23 protein-coding genes, 1 pseudogene and 1 riboswitch are annotated in these 25,785 nt (G+C 45.1%); of the genes and pseudogenes, 7 read left to right on the forward strand and 17 right to left on the reverse strand.

Features of this window, described 5'->3' with window-relative positions:
• The 5 genes from ribD to cyoE form a co-directional block, all read right to left on the reverse strand.
• Complete coding sequence (gene ribD / locus SporoP33_RS03155; protein WP_081242406.1) at positions 1 to 1,089, reverse strand: bifunctional diaminohydroxyphosphoribosylaminopyrimidine deaminase/5-amino-6-(5-phosphoribosylamino)uracil reductase RibD; 1,089 nt, start codon at positions 1,087 to 1,089, stop codon at positions 1 to 3.
• Between the two features lie 144 nt (positions 1,090 to 1,233).
• A riboswitch (FMN riboswitch) is annotated at positions 1,234 to 1,383 on the reverse strand.
• A 55-nt stretch (positions 1,384 to 1,438) separates the two neighbouring features.
• Complete coding sequence (gene menC, locus SporoP33_RS03160; RefSeq protein WP_081242407.1) at positions 1,439 to 2,551, reverse strand: o-succinylbenzoate synthase; 1,113 nt, start codon at positions 2,549 to 2,551, stop codon at positions 1,439 to 1,441.
• Entirely contained in the window at positions 2,541 to 3,386 is an 846-nt protein-coding gene (locus tag SporoP33_RS03165) for a GNAT family N-acetyltransferase (protein ID WP_081242408.1), read from the reverse strand. The genes menC and SporoP33_RS03165 overlap by 11 nt, the downstream gene beginning before the upstream one ends.
• A gap of 11 nt (positions 3,387 to 3,397) precedes the next feature.
• Positions 3,398 to 4,525, reverse strand: a complete 1,128-nt coding sequence (locus SporoP33_RS03170; RefSeq protein WP_081242409.1) for a M20 peptidase aminoacylase family protein — start codon at positions 4,523 to 4,525, stop codon at positions 3,398 to 3,400.
• Positions 4,526 to 4,645: 120 nt separating this feature from the next.
• The gene (gene cyoE, locus SporoP33_RS03175; RefSeq protein ID WP_081242410.1) at positions 4,646 to 5,557 is read right to left on the reverse strand and encodes a heme o synthase; all 912 of its coding nucleotides are present in this window, start codon (positions 5,555 to 5,557) and stop codon (positions 4,646 to 4,648) included.
• Positions 5,558 to 6,105: 548 nt separating this feature from the next.
• Between cyoE and SporoP33_RS03180 the strand changes: the two genes are divergently transcribed.
• The 3 genes and pseudogenes from SporoP33_RS03180 (at position 6,106) to SporoP33_RS03190 (ending at position 9,301) form a co-directional block, all read left to right on the forward strand.
• On the forward strand, positions 6,106 to 7,098 hold the full coding sequence (locus SporoP33_RS03180; RefSeq protein WP_081242411.1) for an ABC transporter substrate-binding protein: 993 nt from the start codon (positions 6,106 to 6,108) through the stop codon (positions 7,096 to 7,098).
• A gap of 150 nt (positions 7,099 to 7,248) precedes the next feature.
• Complete coding sequence (locus SporoP33_RS03185) at positions 7,249 to 8,067, forward strand: ABC transporter permease (RefSeq protein WP_369821953.1); 819 nt, start codon at positions 7,249 to 7,251, stop codon at positions 8,065 to 8,067.
• Positions 8,064 to 9,301: pseudogene (locus SporoP33_RS03190) on the forward strand (glycine betaine/L-proline ABC transporter ATP-binding protein). The gene SporoP33_RS03185 and the pseudogene SporoP33_RS03190 overlap by 4 nt, the downstream one beginning before the upstream one ends.
• 42 nt (positions 9,302 to 9,343) lie before the next feature.
• On the opposite strand, the gene cobT reads toward SporoP33_RS03190, so the two are convergent.
• A complete protein-coding gene (cobT, locus tag SporoP33_RS03195; RefSeq protein ID WP_231293287.1) occupies positions 9,344 to 10,402 on the reverse strand; it encodes a nicotinate-nucleotide--dimethylbenzimidazole phosphoribosyltransferase in 1,059 nt (352 codons plus the stop codon).
• A gap of 168 nt (positions 10,403 to 10,570) precedes the next feature.
• Between cobT and SporoP33_RS03200 the strand changes: the two genes are divergently transcribed.
• Complete coding sequence (locus tag SporoP33_RS03200; protein ID WP_081242414.1) at positions 10,571 to 11,071, forward strand: ferritin; 501 nt, start codon at positions 10,571 to 10,573, stop codon at positions 11,069 to 11,071.
• 12 nt (positions 11,072 to 11,083) lie between these two features.
• On the opposite strand, the gene SporoP33_RS03205 is transcribed toward SporoP33_RS03200, so the two are convergent.
• From SporoP33_RS03205 to SporoP33_RS03220, 5 genes are all read right to left on the reverse strand, one after another.
• The gene (locus SporoP33_RS03205) at positions 11,084 to 11,296 is read right to left on the reverse strand and encodes a cysteine-rich CWC family protein (RefSeq protein WP_081242415.1); all 213 of its coding nucleotides are present in this window, start codon (positions 11,294 to 11,296) and stop codon (positions 11,084 to 11,086) included.
• Between the two features lie 16 nt (positions 11,297 to 11,312).
• A complete protein-coding gene (locus SporoP33_RS15890; RefSeq protein ID WP_153721827.1) occupies positions 11,313 to 11,462 on the reverse strand; it encodes a hypothetical protein in 150 nt (49 codons plus the stop codon).
• A 15-nt stretch (positions 11,463 to 11,477) separates the two neighbouring features.
• Positions 11,478 to 12,476, reverse strand: coding sequence for an Era-like GTP-binding protein (locus tag SporoP33_RS03210; RefSeq protein WP_099662773.1), 999 nt, complete (start codon positions 12,474 to 12,476; stop codon positions 11,478 to 11,480).
• A 108-nt stretch (positions 12,477 to 12,584) separates the two neighbouring features.
• Positions 12,585 to 13,142 carry a DUF420 domain-containing protein gene (locus SporoP33_RS03215; protein WP_081242416.1) on the reverse strand — a complete coding sequence of 186 codons (558 nt, stop codon included), beginning with the start codon at positions 13,140 to 13,142 and terminating at the stop codon, positions 12,585 to 12,587.
• A gap of 59 nt (positions 13,143 to 13,201) precedes the next feature.
• Positions 13,202 to 14,101 carry a LysR family transcriptional regulator gene (locus tag SporoP33_RS03220; protein WP_081242417.1) on the reverse strand — a complete coding sequence of 300 codons (900 nt, stop codon included), beginning with the start codon at positions 14,099 to 14,101 and terminating at the stop codon, positions 13,202 to 13,204.
• A 131-nt stretch (positions 14,102 to 14,232) separates the two neighbouring features.
• Here SporoP33_RS03220 and SporoP33_RS03225 point away from each other — a divergent pair, with 131 nt between their 5' ends.
• Positions 14,233 to 15,204 carry a DMT family transporter gene (locus SporoP33_RS03225; RefSeq protein WP_081242418.1) on the forward strand — a complete coding sequence of 324 codons (972 nt, stop codon included), beginning with the start codon at positions 14,233 to 14,235 and terminating at the stop codon, positions 15,202 to 15,204.
• Between the two features lie 148 nt (positions 15,205 to 15,352).
• Here SporoP33_RS03225 and SporoP33_RS03230 read toward each other — a convergent pair whose 3' ends face one another.
• From SporoP33_RS03230 to argC, 6 genes are all read right to left on the reverse strand, one after another.
• Positions 15,353 to 16,969 (reverse strand): methyl-accepting chemotaxis protein, encoded by a 1,617-nt coding sequence (locus SporoP33_RS03230; RefSeq protein WP_081242419.1) that lies wholly within the window; start codon positions 16,967 to 16,969, stop codon positions 15,353 to 15,355.
• A 225-nt stretch (positions 16,970 to 17,194) separates the two neighbouring features.
• Positions 17,195 to 18,736, reverse strand: coding sequence for an S-layer homology domain-containing protein (locus tag SporoP33_RS03235; protein ID WP_081242420.1), 1,542 nt, complete (start codon positions 18,734 to 18,736; stop codon positions 17,195 to 17,197).
• 286 nt (positions 18,737 to 19,022) lie between these two features.
• The gene (locus tag SporoP33_RS03240) at positions 19,023 to 20,153 is read right to left on the reverse strand and encodes an acetylornithine transaminase (protein WP_081242421.1); all 1,131 of its coding nucleotides are present in this window, start codon (positions 20,151 to 20,153) and stop codon (positions 19,023 to 19,025) included.
• A complete protein-coding gene (gene argB / locus SporoP33_RS03245) occupies positions 20,150 to 20,929 on the reverse strand; it encodes an acetylglutamate kinase (RefSeq protein WP_081242422.1) in 780 nt (259 codons plus the stop codon). Before argB ends, SporoP33_RS03240 begins: the two co-directional genes overlap by 4 nt.
• Positions 20,892 to 22,115 carry a bifunctional ornithine acetyltransferase/N-acetylglutamate synthase gene (gene argJ, locus SporoP33_RS03250; RefSeq protein ID WP_081242423.1) on the reverse strand — a complete coding sequence of 408 codons (1,224 nt, stop codon included), beginning with the start codon at positions 22,113 to 22,115 and terminating at the stop codon, positions 20,892 to 20,894. Before argJ ends, argB begins: the two co-directional genes overlap by 38 nt.
• A gap of 42 nt (positions 22,116 to 22,157) precedes the next feature.
• Positions 22,158 to 23,192: an N-acetyl-gamma-glutamyl-phosphate reductase gene (gene argC, locus SporoP33_RS03255; RefSeq protein ID WP_196796840.1), complete on the reverse strand. Its 1,035-nt coding sequence runs from the start codon at positions 23,190 to 23,192 to the stop codon at positions 22,158 to 22,160.
• A gap of 199 nt (positions 23,193 to 23,391) precedes the next feature.
• On the opposite strand from argC, the gene SporoP33_RS03260 reads away from it, so the two are divergent.
• Together SporoP33_RS03260 and brnQ are read left to right on the forward strand one after the other, a co-directional pair.
• The gene (locus SporoP33_RS03260) at positions 23,392 to 24,171 is read left to right on the forward strand and encodes an enoyl-ACP reductase FabI (RefSeq protein WP_081242425.1); all 780 of its coding nucleotides are present in this window, start codon (positions 23,392 to 23,394) and stop codon (positions 24,169 to 24,171) included.
• Between the two features lie 200 nt (positions 24,172 to 24,371).
• Positions 24,372 to 25,691, forward strand: coding sequence for a branched-chain amino acid transport system II carrier protein (gene brnQ, locus SporoP33_RS03265; protein ID WP_081242426.1), 1,320 nt, complete (start codon positions 24,372 to 24,374; stop codon positions 25,689 to 25,691).
• Positions 25,692 to 25,785 lie beyond the last annotated feature (94 nt).

Below are 25,785 nucleotides of genomic sequence, written 5' to 3' on the forward strand. Positions count from 1 at the left end.
TCAATCACTCTCTTTCGGTACCGCTATGATTTTAATGTCAGGACCGACCATTTCCACACTTTCGAATTGCAGCGGAAATGCATCATTCATCAGCTTTGGATCCAATCCGCCGATAGGAGTCAGCGAACTGATGCCGCCAAGCAATTTCGGTGCAATATAGCAAATGACTTTCTGAATTGCACGCGCTGTAACGAATGAAGAATTAATTGCCGCACCGCCTTCTACAAGCAGTGTCATGATGCCGCGTTTTCCCAGTTCCAGCAAAACTTCTTCTACTGTCAGTTTCGGGCCGGACATACGAATGATTTCGACATGCGGCTTAGCAAGAAGTGCTTCACGCGTGCTTTCCGCGTGGCTCCCGCAAAAAATCCATGTAGGTGCCTCGTCGTTTTGAATAACCTGACTATGTTCGGGTGTTCGTAAAGATGTATCTAAAATAACTCGAATAGGATGTTTTCCACCTTGGGGCAGTCTGGTGGTGAGAAGGGGGTTATCGTGAAGAAGCGTTTGAATACCTACTAAAATTGCGTCTTGCGTATGGCGAAGCCGATGAACGTCGAGCCGTGCCTGCTCACTCGTCACCCATTTGCTGTCACCTGTTGAAGTTGCAATCTTACCATCTGCTGTCATAGCTGTTTTCATTGTCACATGAGGTGTTTTTGTTCGAATAAAATGAAAAAATGGTTCATATAATCTTTGTGCCTGTTCCAGACAAAGGTCCGTTGTTACTTCTACTCCGGCTGTACGCAATTTTGCGATGCCCTGTCCTGCAACGAGCGGGTTTGGATCCGTTATGGCAATATAGACATGGCGGATACCCGCCTGAATCACAGCGTCAGCACATGGTGATGTCTTGCCGATATGCGAACAAGGCTCGAGCGTTACGTATAAATCTGCTCCTTGCGCCTTCGCACCTGCCATATCAAGTGCCACCCGCTCTGCATGACGCTCTCCCGCCTGCAGATGCGCACCCATTCCGATAATTCGGCCGTCTTTTACAACGACAGAGCCTACCGGAGGGTTGGGCGAAGTCTGACCCACCACGTTTTCTGCGAGCGACAAAGCGATTTCCATATATTTTTGACCCACTGCACAACACTCCAACTGCTGTATTCCTCTAGTGACAATTCCGCATACAAAAAGCCCCGCAAACTAATTATGCGGGGCTTGAAGTCATGACAAAATAAACGTTATAAACAGTGATGAAAAATCATCACGTGCAGTATAAACGCATTGTTCCTTCTCTCATCCAGACTTTAACTGTCGGCTTTGGAGTTTCACCAAATCCACCTTCCGCTTTTCACAAAGCGTCCGGGTCACGGACTAAGAGCTTTTCAGCTCATCACCGCCGGTAGGGAGTTACACCCTGCCCCGAAGGAAACATATTCGATTACTAAGAGTCTAGCACAAATCATTATAAAATAACAATACTGAATATTTATTCAGCTGAAAATACCCATTTGTCCACTGTAAAACGGTCGATTGCGTCCATATCTGGTTGATAACCGATGCCATCTTGTTCCGGGACAGTAATATACCCATCTTCCGCTACGACCTCGGGGAGGATAATATCCTGTTCCCAGTAGCGTGAAGAGCCTGCCGTATCGCCCGGGAGCGTGAAATTCGGCAGCGTGGTAAGGGCTACGTTTTGCGCCCGTCCAATTCCCGATTCCAGCATGCCGCCGCACCACACATCTACACCTTTTGACGCACAGTAATCGTGGATCTTCTTCGCTTCCGTCAGACCGCCTACCCTGCCGATTTTAACATTGATGATTTTACAGCTGCCAAGCTCCACCGCTTTGCGCGCGTCTTCCAATGAATGGATACTTTCATCGAGACAGATCGGCGTCTGTATTTGTTGCTGCAATTTGGCGTGGTCAATAATGTCATCTGATGCAAGCGGCTGTTCAATCATCATCAGGTTGAATTGATCCAGTTCTTTCAGCATTTCCGTATCATCAAGTGTATAGGCTGAGTTCGCATCTGCCATGAGCGGAATGTCTGGAAATACTTCCCGTATCGCACGAATGACTTCCACATCATAGCCCGGTTTAATTTTGACTTTAATGCGCTTATATCCTTCTTTAATAAACCCTTTGATAGTTTCCAGCAGATCTTCCACATTCTCTTCAATGCCGATGCTGATCCCCACTTCTATTCGTTCCTGCTTTCCGCCAAGCGCCGCAGCAAGTGTCATCTGGTGATGTTTGGCGTACAAATCCCATACAGCCCCTTCAATCGTTGCTTTGGCCATATTGTTTTTCCGGACAGATGCAAAATAACTGCTCACCTCATCAGGATGTCCGATGGTCTTCCCAAGAATTGCCGGTATCAAAAAATCACGAAGCATATGAATGGTCGTTTCTGTCGTTTCTTCACTGTACCACGGTGCAGTAAATGCAACCGACTCTCCCCATCCTTCATGTCCGTCAAGATCTTCCACTGTCGCCAGCAGGAAGTCCTTCTGCTGAATCGTTCCAAAACTCGTGGTGAAGGGATGTTTCATCGTCATATTCATTCTGCGAATTGTAATTGTATTAATTTTCATTGGATACGCTCCTTTCATTCTGCAATGGAATAATTGACCGCTTGCAGAAACGGTAATATTGCACAGATTCTTCCGTTCTGCGCACATCGATTAGTGCGAATCCTTCCGCACACAGCTGCTGAAATACTTTTCTCGTATGCATCCGCCATTCATAAGCCAGTTCAGGATCTTCATTTTTTATTAATTGAATATGTTTAGGAACAGGAACTTCGATCGCGTCTGCCACTAACCATTCATCTGATTGCGGCATATGGAGAACAGGATGCGAGTCACTGTGTAAGTCCGTATAAAAAGGACAGCTGTACACAACATTCACAGGCTGCCACTGATCCAAAACACGCGGACTGTCAATCCACCACGCCACTTGAAAACGGTCAGTGGGCAGGCCTTTATTCAGACCGTCATCCATTTCACCATAACAATTAACAATATAGTCATAGCACACGCCGTACAGTTTGGAAGTATTTAAATAGGCATTGCGGCTTTCCAGCGGATCGAATGTCCAGACGATCAATTGATAGCCCATTTCCCTCGCCAGACGGAGCTGTTCATCTTTCAGCTGCTTGCCAATTCCCATCAGCTGAAACTCCCGATCCACCGCCAGCATATGAGAGCACAAATATACTTGCCCATCTGTAAACCCTGCGAAGCTGTATGAATAACCGATCATCCGCTCTTTAAGGAATGCACCGACAATCAGCCCGCCGTTTTTCACTGCCGTAATGGTTTGGTGGACAGGGATCGGCTCCATACCCCAGATTTGCCTTTCCAGTTTCTGCATTTTGAGAATCTCTTCAACAGCCGTCACTTTTCTGATCTGTATGCCGGTCGTCATAACGTCACCCTCTATTTTCTGGATTGGAATGCTAATTCAATGGCTGCAGTCAGGATTTCAACACCCGTTGCCAGCGCATCCTGATTAAAGGTCATTTGCGGATGATGAAGCCCCGGCGTTAAGCCGCAGCCAAGCCCCAGCATTGTACTTTTGACCGACGGACGATGCACCGAGTAAAAATGAAAATCTTCTCCCCCCGGCGTAACGATCGTGCGAATCATCCGCTCTTCGCCAACTACTTTAGTGATCGCCTGCGCCATCAGCTCTTCGGCATCTGAATCTACTTCCGCCGCCACCATTTCGGCCATCACTTCATAATCAATTTGCACATCATACTGTCCGGCGACAGCGCGGATGACCCGCTCCACCTTTTCATACAGTTCTTCCATCACACTGTTTTCTTGCGCACGTAAATCCAGACTGAACTTTGCGTTCCCCGGAATAATATTCGCAGAGTCGCCTCCCGCCTGAAACATCGTCATCTTTGCAGTATGGGAAATCACCGGATTACAATGAATGGACTGCAGACCGCTGACTAATGAAGCCCCGACTTCAATGGCATTTTTCCCTTGATGAGGCCGCGCGCCATGTGCGTCCGTTCCTTTTATTGTTCCGCTGATCATTTTCGCCGCGCCATGACGCAAAGATGCGGCAGAGGAGCCGTCATCGAGTTCATCCGCCGCCCGTACGTGCACTCCAAACAGATAATCCATATTATCTATAATACCTTGGTCAAGAACCGCCAATGCGCCTTTGCCCTTCTCCTCCGCCGGCTGGAAGAATACTTTCAGCGTTCCCTTCTTTGGAATGCCTCGCTCTTTCGCCAGCAATAGTGCGCCGATTCCCATCGTCATATGACCATCATGGCCGCATGAATGATTCGCCTGATAGACGCCATCCACTTCCTGCCACAGCGCATCAATATCTGTGCGTAAGCCAACTACCGGACTGCCTTCGCCAAGCGTTACCGACAGCCCCGTCATACCGTCAAATAAAGAAACCGTAAATCCTTCACCTTCCAAAAACTCCTGCAAATATCTTGTTGTCCCAGTTTCCTGCCAGCTGACTTCAGGATGACTGTGCAAATATGTAAACACTTGATCTAATTTCGGTTTCAGCAGCTGTATCTGTTCTCTCATCCAAATACCCCCTTAGTAACTTTCAGGTTATGCAGTGCCGACTGTTACTACCCAACAATTCTAACATAAAAAAGACTCCCCTATCACATCGCGTGAAGGGAAGTCTTATGCGCTATTCAATTAAAATGTCCAGAGAATCATCATGCCGAATAATAACGTCATGTAGTTTACTGAGTATAAAAACATGAAATTGGCCCACTTGTAGTCATCTTTTGCATAAAAACCATAGACGCTTGCCGCAATATAGCCGATATTCATGAGTGTCGCAATCGAAATAAATGCCGTGCCGAACATCGTCAATAAAAACGGCAAAGGCAATAAGCACATAACATATACAAGCATTTGGCGTTTCGTGAATTCAAAACCGTAGACAACGGGGAGCATAGCGACATTTGCCGCACTGTAATCTTTATACTTCTTCATGGCAATCGCAAAAGTATGCGGCATTTGCCAAATGAACAAGATCACACATAATACAATCGGCACTACATGATTCGCCGGCGTAATTGCAGCCCAGCCAATCAATGGCGTTACCGCCCCCGACACACTGCCAATTACCGTATTTAATGTATATTTACGTTTAGACCACATCGTATAGGGTATTACATACGTAAACCATCCGATGAATGCATAAATCGCAGCTTCAAATGTAGTGAATAACAGCAATACCATTCCAATCGCCGACAACACCAAGCCGATATTCAATACAGTTTTTAAAGCGAAGCTTCCAGTTACAGTCGGACGCTGTTTCGTTCTTTCCATTACCTTGTCTATATCGGAATCAAACCAGTTATTCATTACAAGCGCACCGGCAACCAGCAGCGTGCTGCCGATCATAGTCAGCCAGAACACACTCCAGTTCCCCGTGAGTGTCATGCCCGAAAAATGCAGCGCCAGCCAAAACCCCGCAAAAACCGGCAAAATATTTGCAATAAGTACAGGTCCTTTGACTAAAAATTTAATATCCGAGAAGAAGGTAGACGCCGAGCGGCTTTCTGAAGTGCCCGATACAATATGAGCTTCTTTCGTCATAGAGTTCCGTTCTCCTTTTACGTTACATTTCATTTATGTTTCTATTGGTACTTCTAACTATATCATTTTCTTAAATACAAAATCAAAAAAACATGATAATTCCTTACAAACTGTTACAGAACTTTGTCTGTACAGCAGTATACCATGAAAGCACTGACAAATTTACTTGCTCTTTTTGTCAGTAAATGACTGAACATCAGTACGTCAACTTCCCCTATTATTCGACATAAGGAAATCCTATACCCCTTATAGGATAACGCCTTCATGTATACACCTGTGAAAGGTGCACCCAGCTTACTGTATTCATCACAAAATCATATAAAAAACGCTTTCAAAAGCCCATAGAATCAGTAGTTTTCTAAATAATTAAATTGATATTAATTTAATTATCCTGTAAACTTGTGTAATGGTATCGCGAAAAAAGAATGATGGTTTTTCCTTGATCTCTTCATTCGCCCTATTCTTTTACTTGTGGCGTTTTTTAAGAGATCCACGAAAAAAACAGCATTTCGTGATGAAAAAATATATAGTAGAAGGGGTTTGATTTTTTGAGAAAATTTATGATGTTTTTCTCCATTTTCACATTACTGCTTTTAACAGCCTGCGGTAATAGCGCCAGCAAAGATTCTATCAGCGTAATCAAACTGGCAGATGCAGGATGGGACAGTATGCGTGTGCATAACAGCATTGCACAAATCATCTTAGAAGAAGGCTACGGATACGATACTGAAATAGTAAATGGTACATCTACTGCTGTGTTTCAGGCATTACAGCAAGGGGATATTCAAGTCATGACGGAGGTCTGGTCTGAAAACCTTGGTGAAGCGTATACAAAAGCTATTGATAACGGCGACATTGTAGACGTTGCAACAAACTTCGACGATAATGCGCAAGGTTTATATGTTCCGACATACGTCATAAAAGGTGATACCGAGCGCGGAATCGAAGCAACTGCACCCGATTTGAAAACTGTGAAAGATTTGGAGAAGTATCCTGAACTGTTCAAAGATCCTGAAGATCCTAAAAAGGGCCGGATTATCGGCGCACCTTCAAGCTGGGTAGTCAGCAAACACTTAGAGGAAAAGATAAAAACATACGGCCTGGACAAAACATTTACGTACTTGGCTCCAGGTTCAGACTCATCTATCGTGGCGGATTTGGCAAGCGCATACAAAAAGGGTGAGCCATGGGTCGGCTACTATTGGTCCCCTACTTGGGTCACTGCTTCCTACGACTTAACATTACTGGAAGACGAGCCTTTTGATGAAGCTGTCTGGGAAGAAAATAAAGGCACTGAATTCCCTCCAAATGATGTCGTGGTCGCTGTCCATAAAGATTTAGAAACACAAGCTCCTGAAGTCGTCGAGTTCTTCAAACATTATGAAACGAGCAACGACTTAACAGAAGAAGCATTAAATTATATGGGCGAACATGAAGCGAACCCTGCTGACACTGCAAAGTGGTTTATGAAAGAACATGAAGATCTCTGGACTTCATGGGTGCCTGAAGATATTGCAGAGAAAGTAAAAGCAGCACTGTAAGAATCATAGAATTCGGGGTGGCAGCAATCCGCTCCGCCCCTTTTTTATTTTAGAAAATTATAAGCAGAGAAAGAGAGGGACAAGCTAGTACGGCCTAGCTTATTGCCTATGAATGAATTCCCCAATATTAGAATACCTGTAGGAGATTACGTGGAAAAGTTTATCGATTTTCTTGCGATGAACTTCGGCTGGCTGTTTGATTTTATCTTCACTATTGCTTCCACGACGATCCGTACTATTGAAACAACTTTACTGGCTACACCTTGGTGGGTCATCATGATTGTGGTGTTCCTACTCGGCTGGTATTTTAACACTATTCTCAGCGGACTCATGTTTGCTGCATTTATCTTTTTGATTGGCTCCTTCGATTTATGGGCCGATACGATGACAACTGTTGCGATTATCGTAATCTCTGTTGTCCTTTCCCTTGCTATCGGTATTCCGGTCGGGATTCTGATGGCGTTCAGCAAAACATTTTCTGTCATAATGCGTCCGTTGTTGGATGCTATGCAGACGATGCCAACGTTCGTTTATTTAATTCCCGTTATTTTCTTCTTCCCGCTCGGGAACGTACCCGCAATTATCGCGACTATCATTTACGCATTGCCGCCTGTTATTCGTTTAACAGAACTCGGAATCCGAAATGTAGACTCCGAAGTCATTGAATCAGCAGAGTCTTTCGGATCTTCCAGAAATCAAATGTTAGTCAAAGTACAGCTGCCGCAAGCACTGCCGACTATGATGGCAGGGATTAACCAAACCACTATGATGGCTTTGTCCATGGCTGTTGTCGGTTCCATGGTCGGAGCTCACGGTTTAGGGGAGCGCGTACTGTACTCAATTAACCAAATTAATATTTCATTAGGATTTGAAGCAGGAATCAGTATCGTATTCCTGGCGATTATTATTGACCGTCTGACAAACGGAGTGGCTGAACGCCTACAAAGTACAGGGAGGAGATCAGCATGACCGTTAAAATCAAAGTAGAGAATGTCACCAAGATTTTTGGTCCCCGCCCCAAGAGAGTTGTACCTTTAATTGAAAAAGGTGCTTCCAAACGGGAAATCCTTGATAAAACTGGACATACAGTAGGTGTCTACAACGCCAATATGGAAATTATGGAAGGCGAAACGTTCGTTATTATGGGCTTGTCAGGCAGCGGTAAGTGTCTACCCTGATCCGGTGCTTCAACATGCTGAACAGGCCGACATCAGGTGCAATTTATGTAGATGGAGAAAATATTGTTAAATACAATAAAGAACAGCTGAAGTTCTTCCGTCAGAAAAAAATTGCGATGGTTTTCCAGCATTTCGGTTTATTCAGCCATAGAACGGTAATGGAGAATATTGAATACGGTCTGGAAATTCGCGGTTTGTCGAAAAATGAACGACGGGCTATAGCGCAAAAGCATATTGATACAGTCGGTTTGAAAGGCTATGAAAATCAATATCCTGATGAATTGTCGGGCGGTATGCGCCAGCGTGTAGGGATTGCGCGTGCATTGACGAATGATCCCGATATCCTGCTGATGGACGAGCCTTTCAGCGCGCTCGATCCGCTCATCCGCAGAGAAATGCAGATGGAGCTTCTTGATATTCAAACGCGTCTGCAAAAGACCATCATCTTTATTACACACGATGTCAACGAAGCATTCCGCATTGGAGACCGTGTAGCGGTAATGAAAGACGGCAACGTAGAGCAGGTCGGCACTCCCGAAGAGTTATTGGAAACGCCGGCGAATGATTATATTATCGATTTCACACGTGAAATTGACCGTTCAAAAGTTCTTCAGGCTGAAAATATCATGTCTAAACCGTTAAGTGTCATGAACGGAAAAGACGGTTTGCATGTAGCGATTAAAAACATGGAAGAACACGGTATTTCCAGTGTCTTCATCACAAACCGCGAACGGCAGCTGCTTGGGCTAGTGACGATTGACGCTGCCATCGAAGGTGTGAGAATGAAAAAAACATTGGATGAGGTCATGACGACAGACGTCTTAACCGCAAAACCAGAAGAATATGTACAGGACATTATTCCGCGGGTATTGGGTTCTAAGTATCCGCTCGTCGTAGTAGATGAAACGAATCGAATTGAAGGTATAATTTTACGCGTTCATGTACTTTCGAGCATTATCAGCAATCCAGCTAATGATCACGCTGATCCGATGGAAGCGGAAGACACAGCAACTGTATCTGAATAAAAAACAGGGAAGAATGGATGACAATCCGCTCTTCCCTGTTTTTTATTCGTTCTTTCCCGAAACGCCCGCACTTTCAAATGTCGCCATTTCGTTGACCATTCGGACTGCTGACTGAATAACACTGTACGCAACCGCCGCCCCCGTCCCTTCACCTAACCGCATATCGAGCGAAAGAACCGGTTTCTTACCCAAATATTCAAAAGCCTTTTGGTGGCCCGGCTCCATTGATTGATGGCCAAGCAGCATATACCCCGCCGCACCTTCACTGATCGTCTCCGCCGCACAAGCCGCTGCAGTAGAGATAAAGCCGTCCAGAATGACGGGTATACGCTTAGACGCCGCCGCGAGCATTGCCCCTGACATAGCTGCCAGTTCCAGCCCGCCCACCTTACGCAGGACATCATAGCCGTCAGAAGCGACAGGCTGATGACGGTTTAACGCCTCCCGGACAACGGTAATTTTGTGCAGATGCTGTTCGGATGAAATTCCTGTACCGTAGCCGACAAGTTCTGCCGGATCAATTCCTGTGATGGCCGCTACAACGGCACTGCTTGTCGTCGTATTGCCGATTCCGACTTCTCCGACAACCAGGCAATCCACACCTTTTTCGAACAGGACAAGCGCCTCTTCAAAGCCCATTGATATTGCCTTTTCCACTTCTTCTTGCGTCATTGCTTCCCTATGCAGAAAATTATCCGTCCCCTGGCGGATCTTGCGGTCAAGCACCGGCTCCGTAAATGCAGCTCCCATGACGCCTACGTCCACTAAAGTAAATTCAGCTTGCTGCTGTCTGCCGAAAACATTGATTGCTGCACCGCCTCCTGCCATATTACTGACCATTTGACGAGTGACTTGCTGCGGAAATGCTGAAATCCCTTCCGCTGTAATTCCGTGATCGGCAGCAAAAACGAGAATGCCGAGCTGATTTAATACTGGTTTCTTCCGGCCTTGTATTTCAGCTAATGCAATGACGATTTCTTCGAGTTTGCCCAAGCTTCCAACCGGCTTTGTCAGCGTATCCAGATAAGCTTTCGCTTCCGCTCCCGCCTGCGCATCGAGCGGTGATAGTGTAAACTGCTTCATTTCATTACCTTCTTTCATGTGTTGAACATCCATTGATCTTAGTTCATTTATCAGTATATCAATAGATACTATAAACTATCTAACTAAAGAATCAGTATGCAAAAAATGTCGTTTCCAAGTATACTATAAGCAGCGCACTGATTTATACTGCGCTAAGTAAAATTACTGGTAAAAGGGGCGATACACATGATCAGCGAAAATCTGGCACAGGCATTGAACGAACAGATGAATAACGAGTTTGCAGCGGCACAGACGTATTTATCAATGGCATCTTACTGTGAATACCGCAATTATAGCGGATTCGCACATTTTTATCTTCAGCAGGTAGAAGAAGAGCGCCATCATGCGATGAAAATCTATTCCTATTTGAATGACCGCGGAATTCGTGCAATTATTACAGCAACCCCGGCTCCGGAAACTTCATTTGACAATTTGGTGCATACATTTGAAGTGGCTTTATTACAAGAAAAAGAAGTGACAAAATCATTTTATAGGATTATGGATTTGGCATGGGAAGAAAAAGAGCATGCCACCATTTCATTCCTGAACTGGTTCCTTGATGAACAAGTTGAAGAAGAAGCTACATTCGACAGACATATTGAGTACTTAAAGCGGATTCGTGAAGATAAAAATGCGTTATTTATTTATGAGAAAGAATTGGCAGCACGAACATTTGAGGCAGAATAAAAAACAGGCAAGCTAGCGGTCTGCTGACCCCTTGCTTGCCTGTTCCATCTCTGTGATTCTGTGCAGACAGCGTTCACAAATACAGTTCTTATACAGGTATTCTTCTGGTATTTGGCGAAACACTTCTTGCGGGAATGCTTTCTCCGTACACCAGCAGGTTCCTGTTTCCTTAAACCCGCTGCCGCAGTCATTATTCCCCTGGCAGATTGGACAGGTGTCCTGCATAGTATCTCCCCTTGTTTTACAGACGGTGCTTGTCCAGCTCGGCCGTTTGTTTTTTTTCTAATTTCTCCACACGTTCTTCCAGTTCTTTATTTCGTTTCATGCTTTCCATGGAATACAGCCCTGCGAGTAATGCGACCACAAATGTTGCATAGTTAAACCACTCCATACAGCCCGCCCCTTTTTACTTTTGTTTTTTCAAAAACGTTTTATACACTTTCTTTAATGTGTCGGGTGTGAGTTCCATATCATTTTCATACATGTATTTGACCGCATAACCGAGCGCTACCGTCATGGAACCCGCCACGCTTGCCGCCGCAATCATACCCGCACCGGGAATCACTTTGACAATCTGCCGGAACGCAGTTTTACCGATATTGCCGACGATGGTTGCAATGATCAGTTCTTTCGCATGATCTTTCGTAATCGGCTTGCCGTATAATGCGGATAATTTAAGCATAAGCCCTACCTGCAGCGTCGTCAGCGGCACAAAATCAGCTCCCGGAATAGGCGCTGCACCGATCGCAGCCGCGGATGCACCCGCAGCCAAAATCCAGCGTTTAGCTACGGAAGACTTATCTGCCATATTGGCTGCCAGCAATAGATCTTTATTAGCCATTTTCAATTGCTGCAAGATTTCCTTTTGTAAAAACTCCATCTGTTCCCCTGTTTTTGAGGAGATCGGAATGACAGGATAGGCAAACCCAGTATGCTCCAAAATATAGTTCACTAAACTTGGCACGTCATCTGCTGCGTCGATTTTATTTAATACTAAGATGATTTTCTTATTGAGTGTGGCTATCTTATTTAGTGATTTCAATTCGGTATCTGACAATACTGTGCCTGCTGCATTCAAAAAGAACAGAATGACATCTGCCTGATGATAAAACTTCAATGTTTCCTGAGAATGCTCCTGATTGATATCATCGAGTCCGGGCGTATCGACGAACAAAATATTCTCCCGGTAATAAAACTTTTTCACTTCCGTCGTTTCCCCTGGCTGCGCCCCTACTTCCGCCACGTCTTTTTGCATGAGACGATTCAGTGTGGATGATTTCCCTGCATTGACATCTCCAATCATGGCAATCAGTATTTCCTTCTTTAATTGGTCGTTAATGAGGTCGGATTCCTGTTTAAAGATTTCATCAAATGATTCGTCTGACATAAAGTTCGGTGTTTTCATTGTATCACTTCCTGTCGTGTAATTTGACTATTCAGATTAAGAGGTTGTGAAAAAGAGCATCAGTCATCACCTTCTTCTGACCGATGCTCTTGCTTATTTCCAGCTGACTTAATAATAAGGCGAAATTAGGATATACACAAGCACTCCCGTGAAACTGACATACAGCCAGATCGGCATAGTCCAGCGGGCGATTTTGCGGTGACGGTCGTTTTCCATATTCCATGCCCTTGCAACGCTTGTTAATGCGAGCGGAACAATTGCCGCAGCGAGAACAATATGCGAGAACAGTATGAAATAATAGAAGCCCGCCATAAAGCCGCTTCCGCCAAACGGAGTGGACTCTGATAAAAAATGATAGGTTACATAAGTGACCAAAAACAAAGCTGTAGTTCCAAAAGCTGCGTAGATAAAACGCTGATGCACTTTGACATTCTTCTTCAAGATGGCAATCAGTGCGCATACGAGAAAGATGAAAGTAAAGCTGTTAAATATTGCATTCAATAAAGGCAGAATTGTAATATCGAACGCAGTGAAATTTTCTACGCCCGGCATACCCGCCAAAACACCGATTGCACCGATGAGAATGACCGAGATAATGATGATCGCCGGACGGTAATTGCGTTTCCTGAACGTTCCGGATACATTTGTCTGATTACTGTAATTCATCTATTGACACTCCTACTCCTATATTCATAACTACCCTACATCGTACCATACGTAACGCATCATTCAGATGATAATTGTGTCGATTTATGAAATTCCATTTCGTTTTCATCTCTGAATTCATCTATTACTTTAATAAACTTTTTAATGGTAGGTGTCAAATATGAATCGGCGCGCCGAACGAACACTGTTTTAATCCGGCTGTATTTTGGCGGCAGATGATAACAATAGACCAGCCCCTGTTCAACGAGATGCGAAACCGTCGACATCGGAACAAATGTCACACCAAGTCCTGCAGCGACACTTCCTAGAATTGTCTCAAGCGTTCCAAACTCCATCATTTTCGTCGCTTTAAACTTTTCGTCCTCCAGCCATAATTCCAAACGCGCCCTGTAACCGCAGCCTTTTCTGAAACATAGAATTGGTTCATCTTTAATATCCTCAATGGATTGGAACGGTTTATTCGACAATAACACCAGTTCTTCTTCAAGCACATCATGTACTGCGAGATCAGGATGGGTAGTCCCTTCAGAAATAAATGCTCCATCGAGCTGATGATTCAGAACTTTATACTGGAGCCGCTCTGTTACGCCTGTCAGTAAAGAGATATCGACCTGTTTGTATTTTTTATTGTATCTGGACAGAATAATCGGTAATTTGATGACGGTTTCGACAGAACCAAGTTCCAATTTCCCAGATGGTTCCTTGTCGTTTTGCACGACTTTTCTCATTTCGTTGGTAAGAGATAGGATTTTCTCGCTGTATATGAGCAAGCGCTTGCCTTCGGGCGTCAGAATCATTCCCCGGTTATGCCGGTTGAATAAAGGTGTTTTCAATTCGTTTTCAAGCTTCTGTATACGCGACGTAATATTAGATTGCACATAGCGAAGTTCTTTCGCAGCGGCGGTGATAGTCCCTTTTTCTGCTACCATCTGGAATATTTCCAAGTCTTTAAATTCCATAGTCACCCTCCTGCATAGTCTGTTATCTCCATGATATCATTAAAATCGATAGTAGTCATCATTATAATTCGTTTTACGTGATGTCGAAAGTGTAGTTAACTAGAGGTAGTACTTCAAGGAGGCTTACTTTGATGAAAAACAAAATTATCTGGGGTGCATTTCTCTGTTTTATTGCAGCCGCGTCATGGGGTGCGATGTTCCCTGTTGCCAATAGCGCATTTAACGCCATTGATCCATTTTATTTTACATTGATCCGCTATGTATCGGTAACTGTTCTATTAGTAATTTTATTGCTGTGGAAGGAAGGGAAACAGGCTTTTCGTTTCGAGAAAAAAGGACTTTCGCTTTGGTTCTTCGGAACGATGGCATTCGTTGTTTATAATCTATTTATATTTTGGGGCCAGGACTTGATGGGTGAACCGGGTGTGATGGTGGCATCGATTTCTGAGGCAATGATGCCGATGATCTCCATTGTCATTGTCTGGATGCTGAGCCGGCACAAGCCGCATGGTTTTACACTTACTTGCGTATTCACAGCATTTGTTGGTGTCATGCTTGTTATTACGAAAGGTGATCTCCGGACGTTTTTGACGGCGACTGACGATATTATTCCTTCACTGCTCATATTCATCGCTGTAGTCGGCTGGGTGATTTATACGATGGGCGGCAATCATTTTAGTGAATGGTCCGCACTGCGGTATTCTACGCTGAGCTGCCTGCTCGGTACAGTAACAGCTGTCGTGGTAGTGTTCTTTGTTACACTGACAGGCTATATTTCAGTTCCGACTGCTGAGACGCTGCAGACTGTGACGCCGCATATGCTGTTTATGATTGCTTTCCCCGGTATTATTGCATTGCTCGGATGGAATGTCGGAGTACGTATTTTATCTCCATTAAACGGTTTGCTGTTCATTAATTTTGTGCCGGTAACAACGCTGGTTATTTCGTTTGTGCAAGGGTATCAGCTGACTGTCTTTGATTATATCGGCACGGTGTTTATTATTGCATCGCTTCTTGGAAACAATATCTTTCTGCGTCTTCAGGATAAGCGGAAGGCGGAAGAGCTGCAATATAAAAAACATAAAGTTCAGCCAAGTTTGTAACGAATACATTCGGAATAGAAAATCAGTTCCATCAGAAGATTTGAGGGAATCATGCAATAAAAAAACTGAAGACAACGTCCTGACTAAGGATACGTCTTCAGCCCGGGCAGGTGACCGATCAGTCAGCTGCCCTTTTTTTATGATGACGCTAGAATTTAAACCGGTGAACGATGCGGTTCAGAGCTGCTGCCTGGTCCGTCAGTCTCACAGCATCGCTTGCCAGCTGCTGAATGCCTTCTACTTGTTCGTCCATGCCGGCTACTGTCTCTGTGACACTTTCCGTAAACTGTTCAGAGATTTTAGTAATTTGTTCTATGATCTTTTCAATCTGTTCGCCGTCCCGCATTAGTTCTTCCGCGTGGCGGCTGTTGCTGCTGACCGCTGATTTCGTCTCGACTACGGCTTCATTCATTAGATTGATGGACTGCCCCGCCACTTTGACGATTTCCACACCTTCTTGGATAGTCGCTGTATTGGATTCAACTTGCTCTACTGCATTCTTGACTTCATGATTGGTATGTTCAAGTGTCCGTACTACATCATTTGCAAAGTCGTTCGTTTCTTCCGCGAGTTTCCTAACTTCATTGGCAACGACCGAAAAACCACTTCCGGCTTCTCCGGCACGCGCAGCTTCTATGGAGGCGTTTAACGCCAATAAATTTGTTTGTTCCGCAATCTTGGTAATGAGGGACACTTTTTGGATCACTTGATTAATATCATCCGCTACCCGCATGATTTTTTGTGAAGACATATGGACAGCATCATTGATTTGCTGCATTTTCTCTTCTGTTTCTTCAATGGCCTGATTCCCTTCCGAAGCAGCGGCGGAGGCATTTTCTGACACAGCAAGCGTCCGCTGAATTCGTGCCTCCATTTCACGAATACCCTGCATCATTGTTTGTACCATGGCATTGGCTGAATGTAGAGAGGATAATTGCTGTTCGGTTCCCCCTTGGAAGTTTTGCAATGTTTGTCCATAGGAAGTAAACACATCGGACAGCCGATTTGCTTCCGATGCCTGCACTTCACTGATACGATCCACGACTCCTGATGAATGATCGAGTTCAGTGACGATATTTTTTGTGCCGATTACGATTTTATTGATTTCAAAGCCGATTTGATTAAATTCAGATCTGGATCGCTCTGTAACTTCCGCCGTCAGATCACCTGCAGAAATTCTTCTGGTCACTCTGCGCCACGAACGAATCCCTTTCATGACAATGCTGTATAATCCCATCGTGAAAATTCCCGACAGAATGAGTGAAGTGACTGCGAATACCGCCCCTTGTTTCAGCGATAAACCATACATATTCGCAATAAACGCCATGGCGGCGGCAGGCAACAGAATCGCCGCTACCGTGCCAAACAGAATATATTTCTGATGGTTGATCCTGCCGAGGCGCAAGGTAAATTGTTTGCCGTCCGCCCTTACGATGGGCGCCGAAGCATCGATAAGCCGCTCCCCTGATTGCCGATCGTATACTTGGAGCAATGGTGTCTGCGTGTTCGCTGCTTTTAAACCGATGGCATCAGAAAACACAGTGCCTTCCCATAGGCGGTTGGTGTGAATATAGCTGCGTCCTGTTTCATCTACAATGACGAAATATTCATCATCGCCCAGATGATCATCAAGCAGCTGATGGAGACGCTGATAATTTACGGAAAAAGACTGCTCATTTTCAATTAATGGCTGAATACGTTTCGTAACTTGCTGCACTTTGCTTAGTGCTTTTCTCGCGGAGGGTGTTTTTAGCAGTTTATCCAATGACTTCACCTCATTCAGTTCTTATATACTATATCTCGAATATATCACAGAATAAGAGAAAGGTCACAATTTATTTTATTATCAGTCATTTGTTCCATCGCAAAATAAGCGCTATGTAAATCTGCATTTTACCGCTCTAGTAGCGATGGTTATATTTACCGTTCCCTAAAATTTATTAACTATAGAATTATTAAAAAGTGCACAGAACGGATCTGTGCACTTTTCTCATTGAAGATATCTTCTCGCCGAAATGTATTCGGACTTATATGGCTCTGTTGTGATAGGAATGATTTCCACTGTGCGTTTCGGATTCGGCGCATGGATCATTTGACCGTTGCCGGCATACATTCCTACGTGGTGGATGGCTCCTTTGCCTTGATTATAGGCAAAGAACAGTAAATCTCCCGGCTGCAAGTCTTTTTTCAGCACTTTTATGCCATTTGCCGCCTGTACAGAAGCATCTCTTGGTAAGCTGATGCCGTGCTGTCTGTAAACAGAGTAAGTGAATCCTGAGCAATCCAGCCCAAAGCCGGAAGTTCCTGCCCATAGATAGGTCAGCCCGTCAAACAGTTTGGCTGTATCAAGGATCTGCTTCGATGTCGGCTTTGGCATACTGCCGTCAGCACCAGCCAGTTTTGCTGCATTCCTGTCGATATACTTCACACCGTCAGCGGGCGTCTGCACAGCAAACCGGGTATCTGTCACTTTCACAACGGGCAGTGCCGTATTGAAGCTGATTGTCCGGAATGGTTTTTTACCGTTCTCATCATACGTTAGGTCCGCTGATTTCGCATTGACCATGGCCGTATCGCATGTTGCATAATTGGGATACACTGCGGCCAGATGGTTCTTGGGCATCCAGCCCGGATAACCCGCGGCATGCTTCGGCGAGCTTTGATCGGGCACCGCCACTTTCACCCAGTCCCCTTTTGTCTGCAAAACTTTTACTTTTTGTCCGTAAAGTGCCTGTGTTTCTAATTTCCCGACGAGCCACTGCTTTTCGCGCAAGCTCATGGCAGCGACCCATTTTGTAATGTCAGGTGTTTTCGCGACAGCAAACGCATCTGCGGGACGAGTCTTTCCCGGTTCTTTCCAAAGTGTCGCGACAGGCACATTGACAATTTGCTCAGATGTGTTGTCGGGCTTATAGCAAGCGGGCTGCTCTCTGAATGCAGGCTCCAGAATACGGGCAAGAAACACTGCGAAATGCGCACGAGTCAAAGTTTGATTCGGTTTAAATGTATTATCTAGAAATCCAGTCGTGATTGCATTCGCAAATAACACCTGGATATCCCGAAGCGCCCAATAAGCAGCAGGCACGTCACGGAATCTGTATGCCGACTTGCCTGTCAGATCAAACGCCCGGATAAATACTGCAGCCATTTGTCCGCGTTTCAAGTACCCATTCGGCTGAAATTCTTTTTTCTCATTGCCCATGAAAATCTCTTCATCGGCCATGGCCGCGATCAGTGCATATTGCGGATGTGACTTGCTGACGTCAGAAAATTTTACATCAGGCCGGTTAGTTAACGGCAGCTTTAGTGCACGCTGAATCATTCCCGATGCTTCCAGACGTGTAATCGGTTCATTGGCACGAAACTTGGTGTTCGGCTGTTCAATGATTACGCCACGGTCGGCCAAGTATTGAATTTCAGCAGCTGCTGAGTGCTGTGAGCTGACGTCCTGGAAGGCTGCAGCGACGGATGAATCAGGAAAAGCAGATACGGCCAACAGGATTGCCAGCAATAGCCCGCAAATTTTTTTCAAGTGAAGACACTTCCATTCTATTAAATTGATTTGCCTTAACTATACCTGAGCAATATTTCTTTGTATAGAAATAATTCTAAAAAGTGGCAGTTTCTGCTGAGCGAGGCGGATGCTGCAGGCAATGCTGGCATCCGTATGTTATAACGCTGAAGATGCTATGTGCCCCGCTTATGCCCTCGCATGACCAATCACGCAAAAAAGATGCCCCGTGAAGTTTTGTAACTTCACGGGGCATCTGTAAACAATATGAATAGCAGTTCACCGACTGCCTTAATTCATGTATTGGTTACGTTAAGACGTTTTTCAAAATGGCTACCGCCTGATCAATTTCTTCTTTAGAAACCGTCAGCGGAGGCAACAGACGGATGACATGGGTTCCTGCAGGCACAAGCAGCAGGCCTTGTTTTTCGGCTTCTTGAATATACGGCCCAATCTCTTTGCTGGAATGGATACCTATCAATAAACCGTTGCCCCGAACGGTATATTTTCCGCCGGGCAATTCAGCCTGAAGCTGTTTCTTGAGGTAGGCTGCATGTTCTTGAACGTTTTTCAGGAAAGCGGGATCAAATACATGATCAACTACGGTTTGTGCCACAGAGACAGCCAGCGGATTGCCGCCGAATGTTGTACCGTGTGAACCCGGTCCGAATGTATCGAAAAACTTTTCCCCTGCCAGCAATGCACCGATCGGGAAACCGCCGCCAAGCCCTTTTGCAAGAGAAATGATATCCGGTTTCAATGCAGTCTGTTCGTACGCATAGCGGGTGCCTGTGCGGCCAATTCCAGTCTGCACTTCGTCGATGATCAGAAGAATGCCGTGTTCTCTGCACGCTTCCATGATTGCCTCTGCAAAAGCCGGTTCGACGGAGTTGACACCGCCCTCAGCCTGAATGACTTCAAGCATGATTGCGGCAACATTTCCATTCACCGCCTGCTTCAGTGCAGTCACGTCATTAAAAGGCAACGCTTCAAAGCTCTCGAGCATCGGGCCAAAACCTGCCTGAATCTTATCCTGTCCGGTTGCTGACATTGCGCCGAACGTCCGGCCGTGGAATGACTGTTTGAAAGTAAGGATCAGATGCTTCCCTGTATGTTTTCTTGCCAGCTTGATTGCAGCTTCATTCGCTTCCGCACCGCTGTTGCAAAATAACGCATAGGACAGGTCAGTATGTTTCGTTAATGATTCTGCAAGCTTTTCCTGCTCAGGACTTTCAAATAGATTTGAAATATGCCATAGTTTTTCACTCTGTTCCTGCAGCGCTTTGACAATCGCAGGGTGAGCATGACCTAAGCTGACGACAGCTATGCCGCTCGTAAAGTCCAGGTACTCTTTCCCTTTGTCGTCTGTCACGATGGTACCCTGTCCTTTGACGAGATGTACCGCGCGTCTTGCGTAGTTATTAAATAAAGAAGTCACACAATTGCCTCCTCATTGGTAATGACCGTGCCGTTTAACTGCTGACCAACAATCTGTACCGACGGAATCCCCGCTTCAAGACAGTCAATCGCCGCCATTACTTTCGGAATCATTCCGCCGTATATCTCCTCGGTCTTAATCCAGCCGCGAATAGCTTCGGGTCTTACTTCAGCCTGCGGTTCATCATGAATTCTGATTCCCGGTGTATCGGTCACCAGCAGTAAACTTTCCGCATTCACAGCCAATGCAATCTGACTTGCGACAGTGTCCGCATTGACATTCAAGGCCTCTCCTGAAGCAGTCGCGCCGATACAGGAAATGACAGGAATCACACCTGCATCCAGCAATGTATCCAAAATGTCCGTCTTCACTTCCCGGATTTCTCCTACATAGCCGTATGTTTCGAAATCCAGCAGATCACATGTGAATAAATTTGCATCGAATCCGCTTAAACCAACTGCCTGTATCCCTTCTTGATTGAAGCGGTGGACCAGCGCGGGGTTGACTTGACCAATCAAAATAGATTGCACGATTCCAATTGCTTCTGCAGACGTGACACGAAAACCGTTCACTACTGTTGAAGCGATTTCCCGCTCTGCCAGTTCCTGATTAATATTCGGGCCGCCTCCATGGACGATAAGTAATTGTATGCCATCTGCCTGCATTTCTTTCACGCGATGGAAAAATGATTCGCTCAGCTCGTCCAGCATGCTGCCGCCGAGTTTGATAACCTGCCGTTTAGGTACGGTAGGTTGCATTGATTTGGACGTAGTCATATGTCAGATCGCACCCCCATGCTTTTCCCTGGCCAGTTCCCTCGTTTAACTCAATCGCAAATTTCACTTCATGCTGCTTTAAATAAACCAAAAGTTTTTCTTCTGAAAATGGAATCGGTTCGCCGCCGTCTACTACAAGCGTATCACCGATATAAATTTTGATGTCTTCCGGGTTAACTGTCGCGCCGCTGTAGCCGACCGCCGCAATAATTCGGCCCCAATTGGCGTCGCAGCCGAATACTGCTGTTTTGACAAGCGGTGAACCTACAACGGATTTTGCAATCTTTCGTGCTTCTTCATCAGTTGCCGCACCCGTTACTTTTGTTTCAATCAGCTTCGTTGCACCTTCGCCGTCTTTCGCAATCATTTTCGCTAAGTCACGCGAGACAGCGTGTACTGCGTCAACAAAAGATTGCCATTCAGGATGGTCAGGCGTCAACGTTTTATTTCCTGCCATGCCGTTTGCCATAACCAGCACCATATCGTTTGTTGAAGTATCCCCGTCAACTGTAATGGAGTTGAACGTCACATCAGTAACATTTTTTAAAGCAAGCTGCAGATGTTCTGATTCGACGTTTGCGTCGGTCGTGATGAATCCAAGCATAGTCGCCATATTCGGCTCAATCATACCTGAACCTTTCGCTACTCCCGCCACGATGACTTCGCGGTCATCAATCACTGTTGCATACGCTGTATTTTTTGTTACGGTATCCGTTGTCAAGATCGCCTGCGAAAACTGAATCGAGCCTTCTAAAGTATCCATAGGATTCAGTTTTTCAATTCCGGCCAGCAAAGGTTCCATTTTCATTTGTTCACCAATGACGCCTGTTGAAGCAACCCCGACCAAGTGCTGATCAATACCTAAGTGTTCAGCCGTTTTTTGCTGCATCGTAATTGCATCTTTCATGCCTTGTTTGCCTGTGCATGCATTCGCATTGCCCGAATTAATGACAATCGCCTGCATTTTTTGTGTCTCATACACAACTTGCTTTGTGACCTGAAGCGGAGCTGCCTGGATTGCATTCGTTGTGAAGACACCCGCTACACTCGCCGGCACTTCGCTGACCAATAAAGCCAGATCATTCTTCTTATGCTTCAGTCCGCAGTGAATACCGACTGCTTTATATCCTTTTGGTGAAATGATATTTTTACGCGAGATGCGCTTCATGCTTTCGATGGTTTCCATATAAGTGCTCCCCTCAATTCTCTGTTTCTTATTATCTGCCGATTAAATCCATAATGGAATGTTCATAATTCCAGTCGTTTCATCCAGACCATATTGGATATTCATATTTTGAATTGCCTGTCCCGCAGCACCTTTTACCACATTATCAATCACTGCTATAACTGTAGCCTGATTCGTCCGCGGATCCACCTTGACATGTATATCGCAATAATTGGAGCCGTAGACCTGTTTCGTGCCGATTTTTTGGATTCCCGTCAAAACCCGAACGAACGGACTATCCTTATATGTTTCTTGCAGGCAGTTTACTAGCTGCTCTTCCGTCACTTGCCCGTTCACTTTTGCATAGCTTGTTGCCATGATTCCTCTTGTCATTGGCACAAGATGAGTGGTGAATGTAACAGGTTCCGGCTGATCAGCGAACAGATTCATCGCCTGCTCGATTTCCGGTATATGCTGGTGCTGATGTATTTTATAAATAGAGAAGTTCTCATTCGTTTCACTAAAATGTGTCGCTTGGCTCGGCTTGTTGCCTGCGCCGGAGATCCCGCTTTTCGCATCGATAATTAATTGACTTCCATCAATCAATTTATTCTTAAGCAGCGGCAACAGCGAAAGGAGTACTGCCGTTGGGTAACATCCTGGATTCGCAATGAATTCTGCTTCAGCGATTTCACTTTTATTCCATTCCGGAAGCCCATACACACTTCTCTCCAGAAATTCACGTGCGGGTGCGTCTTTTTGATACCATTGTTCAAACACTGCCGGATCCTTCAATCGAAAATCTCCTGACAAATCAATTAACTTTGGACCTGTTCCCACTAACGGCGGAAGCAGTGCTGTCGTAACGCCAGCCGGTGTACTGAAAAATACGGTATCCAGCCCGCTGATATACTCCGGTTCTATTGCCTGCATCGGCTGATCGTGAACACTCACGAGATGCGGATATTTTTCAGAAAAAATGGTCCCCTCTTCAGAGGATGTGAATAAATCAATCTGTTCGATTTCCGGGTGGTTTTGCAGCAACCGAATCAATTCGAGGCCACCATACCCGGACGCTCCTATGATTCCTACCTTCAACGTCATCACCTCATTATTCATTACTGATAAGTATACGGATGTATAATTATAAAGTCAACTGTATTTTTATTTATTGACAGTTAATTTACTCACTTCTTTTCCAGTCTTGCAGAAAAGGTGCGTCTTTCCCTTCACTATATGTTATTATTATGGAGAGTATAATAAGATCAAATGAATACAGGAATTTCAGGAGGCTATTATGGTAGATTTATTAAAATTATCAGGGAAAAATATTGTAATTATGGGTGTCGCGAATGAACGCAGCATAGGCTGGGGCGTGGCAAAAGCATTGTTTTCAGTCGGGGCGAATGTCATTTTCACCTACCGTAAAGACCGTTCACGTGAAAAGCTGGAAAAGGCATTGGAGAAAAATGAATTTACCGCAGCACAAATTGTGCAGTGTGATGTAAATAGTGATGAAAGCATCGAACACGCTTTCAAAACCATCGGAGAACAGGTCGGTGTCATCCATGGTGTGGTTCACTCTATCGCATTCGCGCATCAGCAAGATCTGCATAATCCATTCGTTGAAACTACACGTGAGGGCTATGCATTCGCGCAAGATTCCAGTTCGTATTCACTGGTGGCGGCAGCACGTGAAGCACGTCATTATATGACGGAAGGCGGCGCAATCGTTACGATGAGTTATTTAGGAGCTGAACGTGTTCTCGAAGGTTATAACGTAATGGGTGTGGCGAAGGCAGCTCTTGAAGCGTCTGTGCGCTACCTGGCTTCTGAGCTTGGTGAACAAAATATTCGTGTCAATGCAATCTCTGCCGGTGCGGTCCGTACATTATCCGCAAAAGGTGTTCCTTCCTTTAATACAATTCTCGGCCAGATTGAAGAACGTGCACCATTGAAACGAAATGTAAAACCGGAGGAAGTTTCGGATATGACGATAGCGATGCTCAGTAATTTATCAAGCGGTGTGACGGGCGAGGTCATCTATGTGGATGCCGGCTATCACATTATGGGGTAAATAGATGAAGGATTCTCTTCGGGGAGTCCTTTTTTCAGGGTCTTTTTTCCATCATTGCTGTTAATTGAGAATCTCTTTCAGCAAACTTGACAGAACATTATCACTTATCATATAGTATTACAGCAACATAATGAATACCTGTGCGATTTATCATTTTCAAGATACATACGCTTCTCAGAGTACATCAGGAGGAATTCCAAATGAAAAGTTTTACAAAATTCGATACGATAAAGTTAGGGCTAACGATGTTTGCCCTCTTTTTTGGCGCGGGAAATATGATTTTTCCGCCTCTTCTCGGTCAGCAGGCCGGTACACAGACGTGGATCACACTGGCTGGATTTTTAATTACAGGTGTCGGCCTGCCTTACCTCGGCGTCGTCGCTGTGACAATGAGCGGAAATCAATTAAGCGATTTGGCAAGTAAAGCATCTCCTTTATTCGCCATGATCTTCCCTCTTATTGTCTATCTCTCCATCGGTCCTTTCTTTGGTATGCCAAGAACTGCAACGGTATCATTTGAAATTGCGGTATCGCCATTTGTGCCCGCTTCAGCTGAAACATTGGCTTTGGCAATTTTCTCCATTACCTTCTTTGCAATCACGATTTGGCTGGCATTAAAGCCGAATAAAATTGTGGACCGTTTCGGCAGTATTCTGACCCCTGCCCTGCTGGCTATCGTTACATTGATTATCGTGACAGGAATTATAAAGCCTGTTGGTCAAGCCGGCCCCGCCATGGAGCCATTCACAGAAGCGCCTTTTGCAAAGGGATTTATTGAAGGATATGGAACTATGGATGCGATTGCCGCACTCGTTTTTGCGATTATAGTCATTAACGCTGTGAAGGCAAAAGGCATTACAGACCGCAAAGCAATCACTTCGATTACGATGAAAGCCGGAACCATTGCTGTGGTGGGCTTAAGTCTGGTCTATGCAGGCCTTGCGTATTTGGGATCGACAAGCCGTATTGTGGCGGAAGGTGCGGATAACGGAGGCGATATTTTAGCGAAGCTTGCATATGCGCTGATGGGAAACAGCGGATTGTATCTGCTCGGTCTCGCTGTTACACTTGCCTGTTTGACAACAGCTGTCGGGCTGGTCTCCGCGAGTTCTACCTATCTATCCAAGATGATACCCGGGATTTCATACAAAATGCTCGTATTCGTAATTTGTACATTTACTACTATCGTGGCGAATATCGGCTTAACAAAATTGCTTGAAATTACGCTGCCGGTATTAATCGGCGTTTATCCGCTGGCAATTGTGCTGATTTCATTCCGGCTGTTTCACCCGTTATTTAAAGGCTATCACGAAGTGTATATCCTCGGATTGCTTGCTGCCGGTATTATCGGGTTCTTTGATCTGCTGAGTGCATTCAAAATCAATCTGGGACCGGTTACATATTTTTTGAAGTTTCTGCCTTTATATGAACAAGGCCTTGGCTGGATCATTCCCGCACTCGTATTCGGTCTGATCGGCTTTATCGTTGCCTATGCCCAGCGGAAACCGCTAGTTGAATAATCAAATGAATAATTACTGATGATGAAAAGCCTGCGGATTTCCGCAGGCTTTTTTGATACCTATAAATTGGAAGTGCAGCTTCGCCTAGTGGTTC

Source organism: Sporosarcina sp. P33 (assembly GCF_002077155.1).
In the GTDB taxonomy this organism is placed as follows: Bacteria; Bacillota; Bacilli; order Bacillales_A; family Planococcaceae; genus Sporosarcina.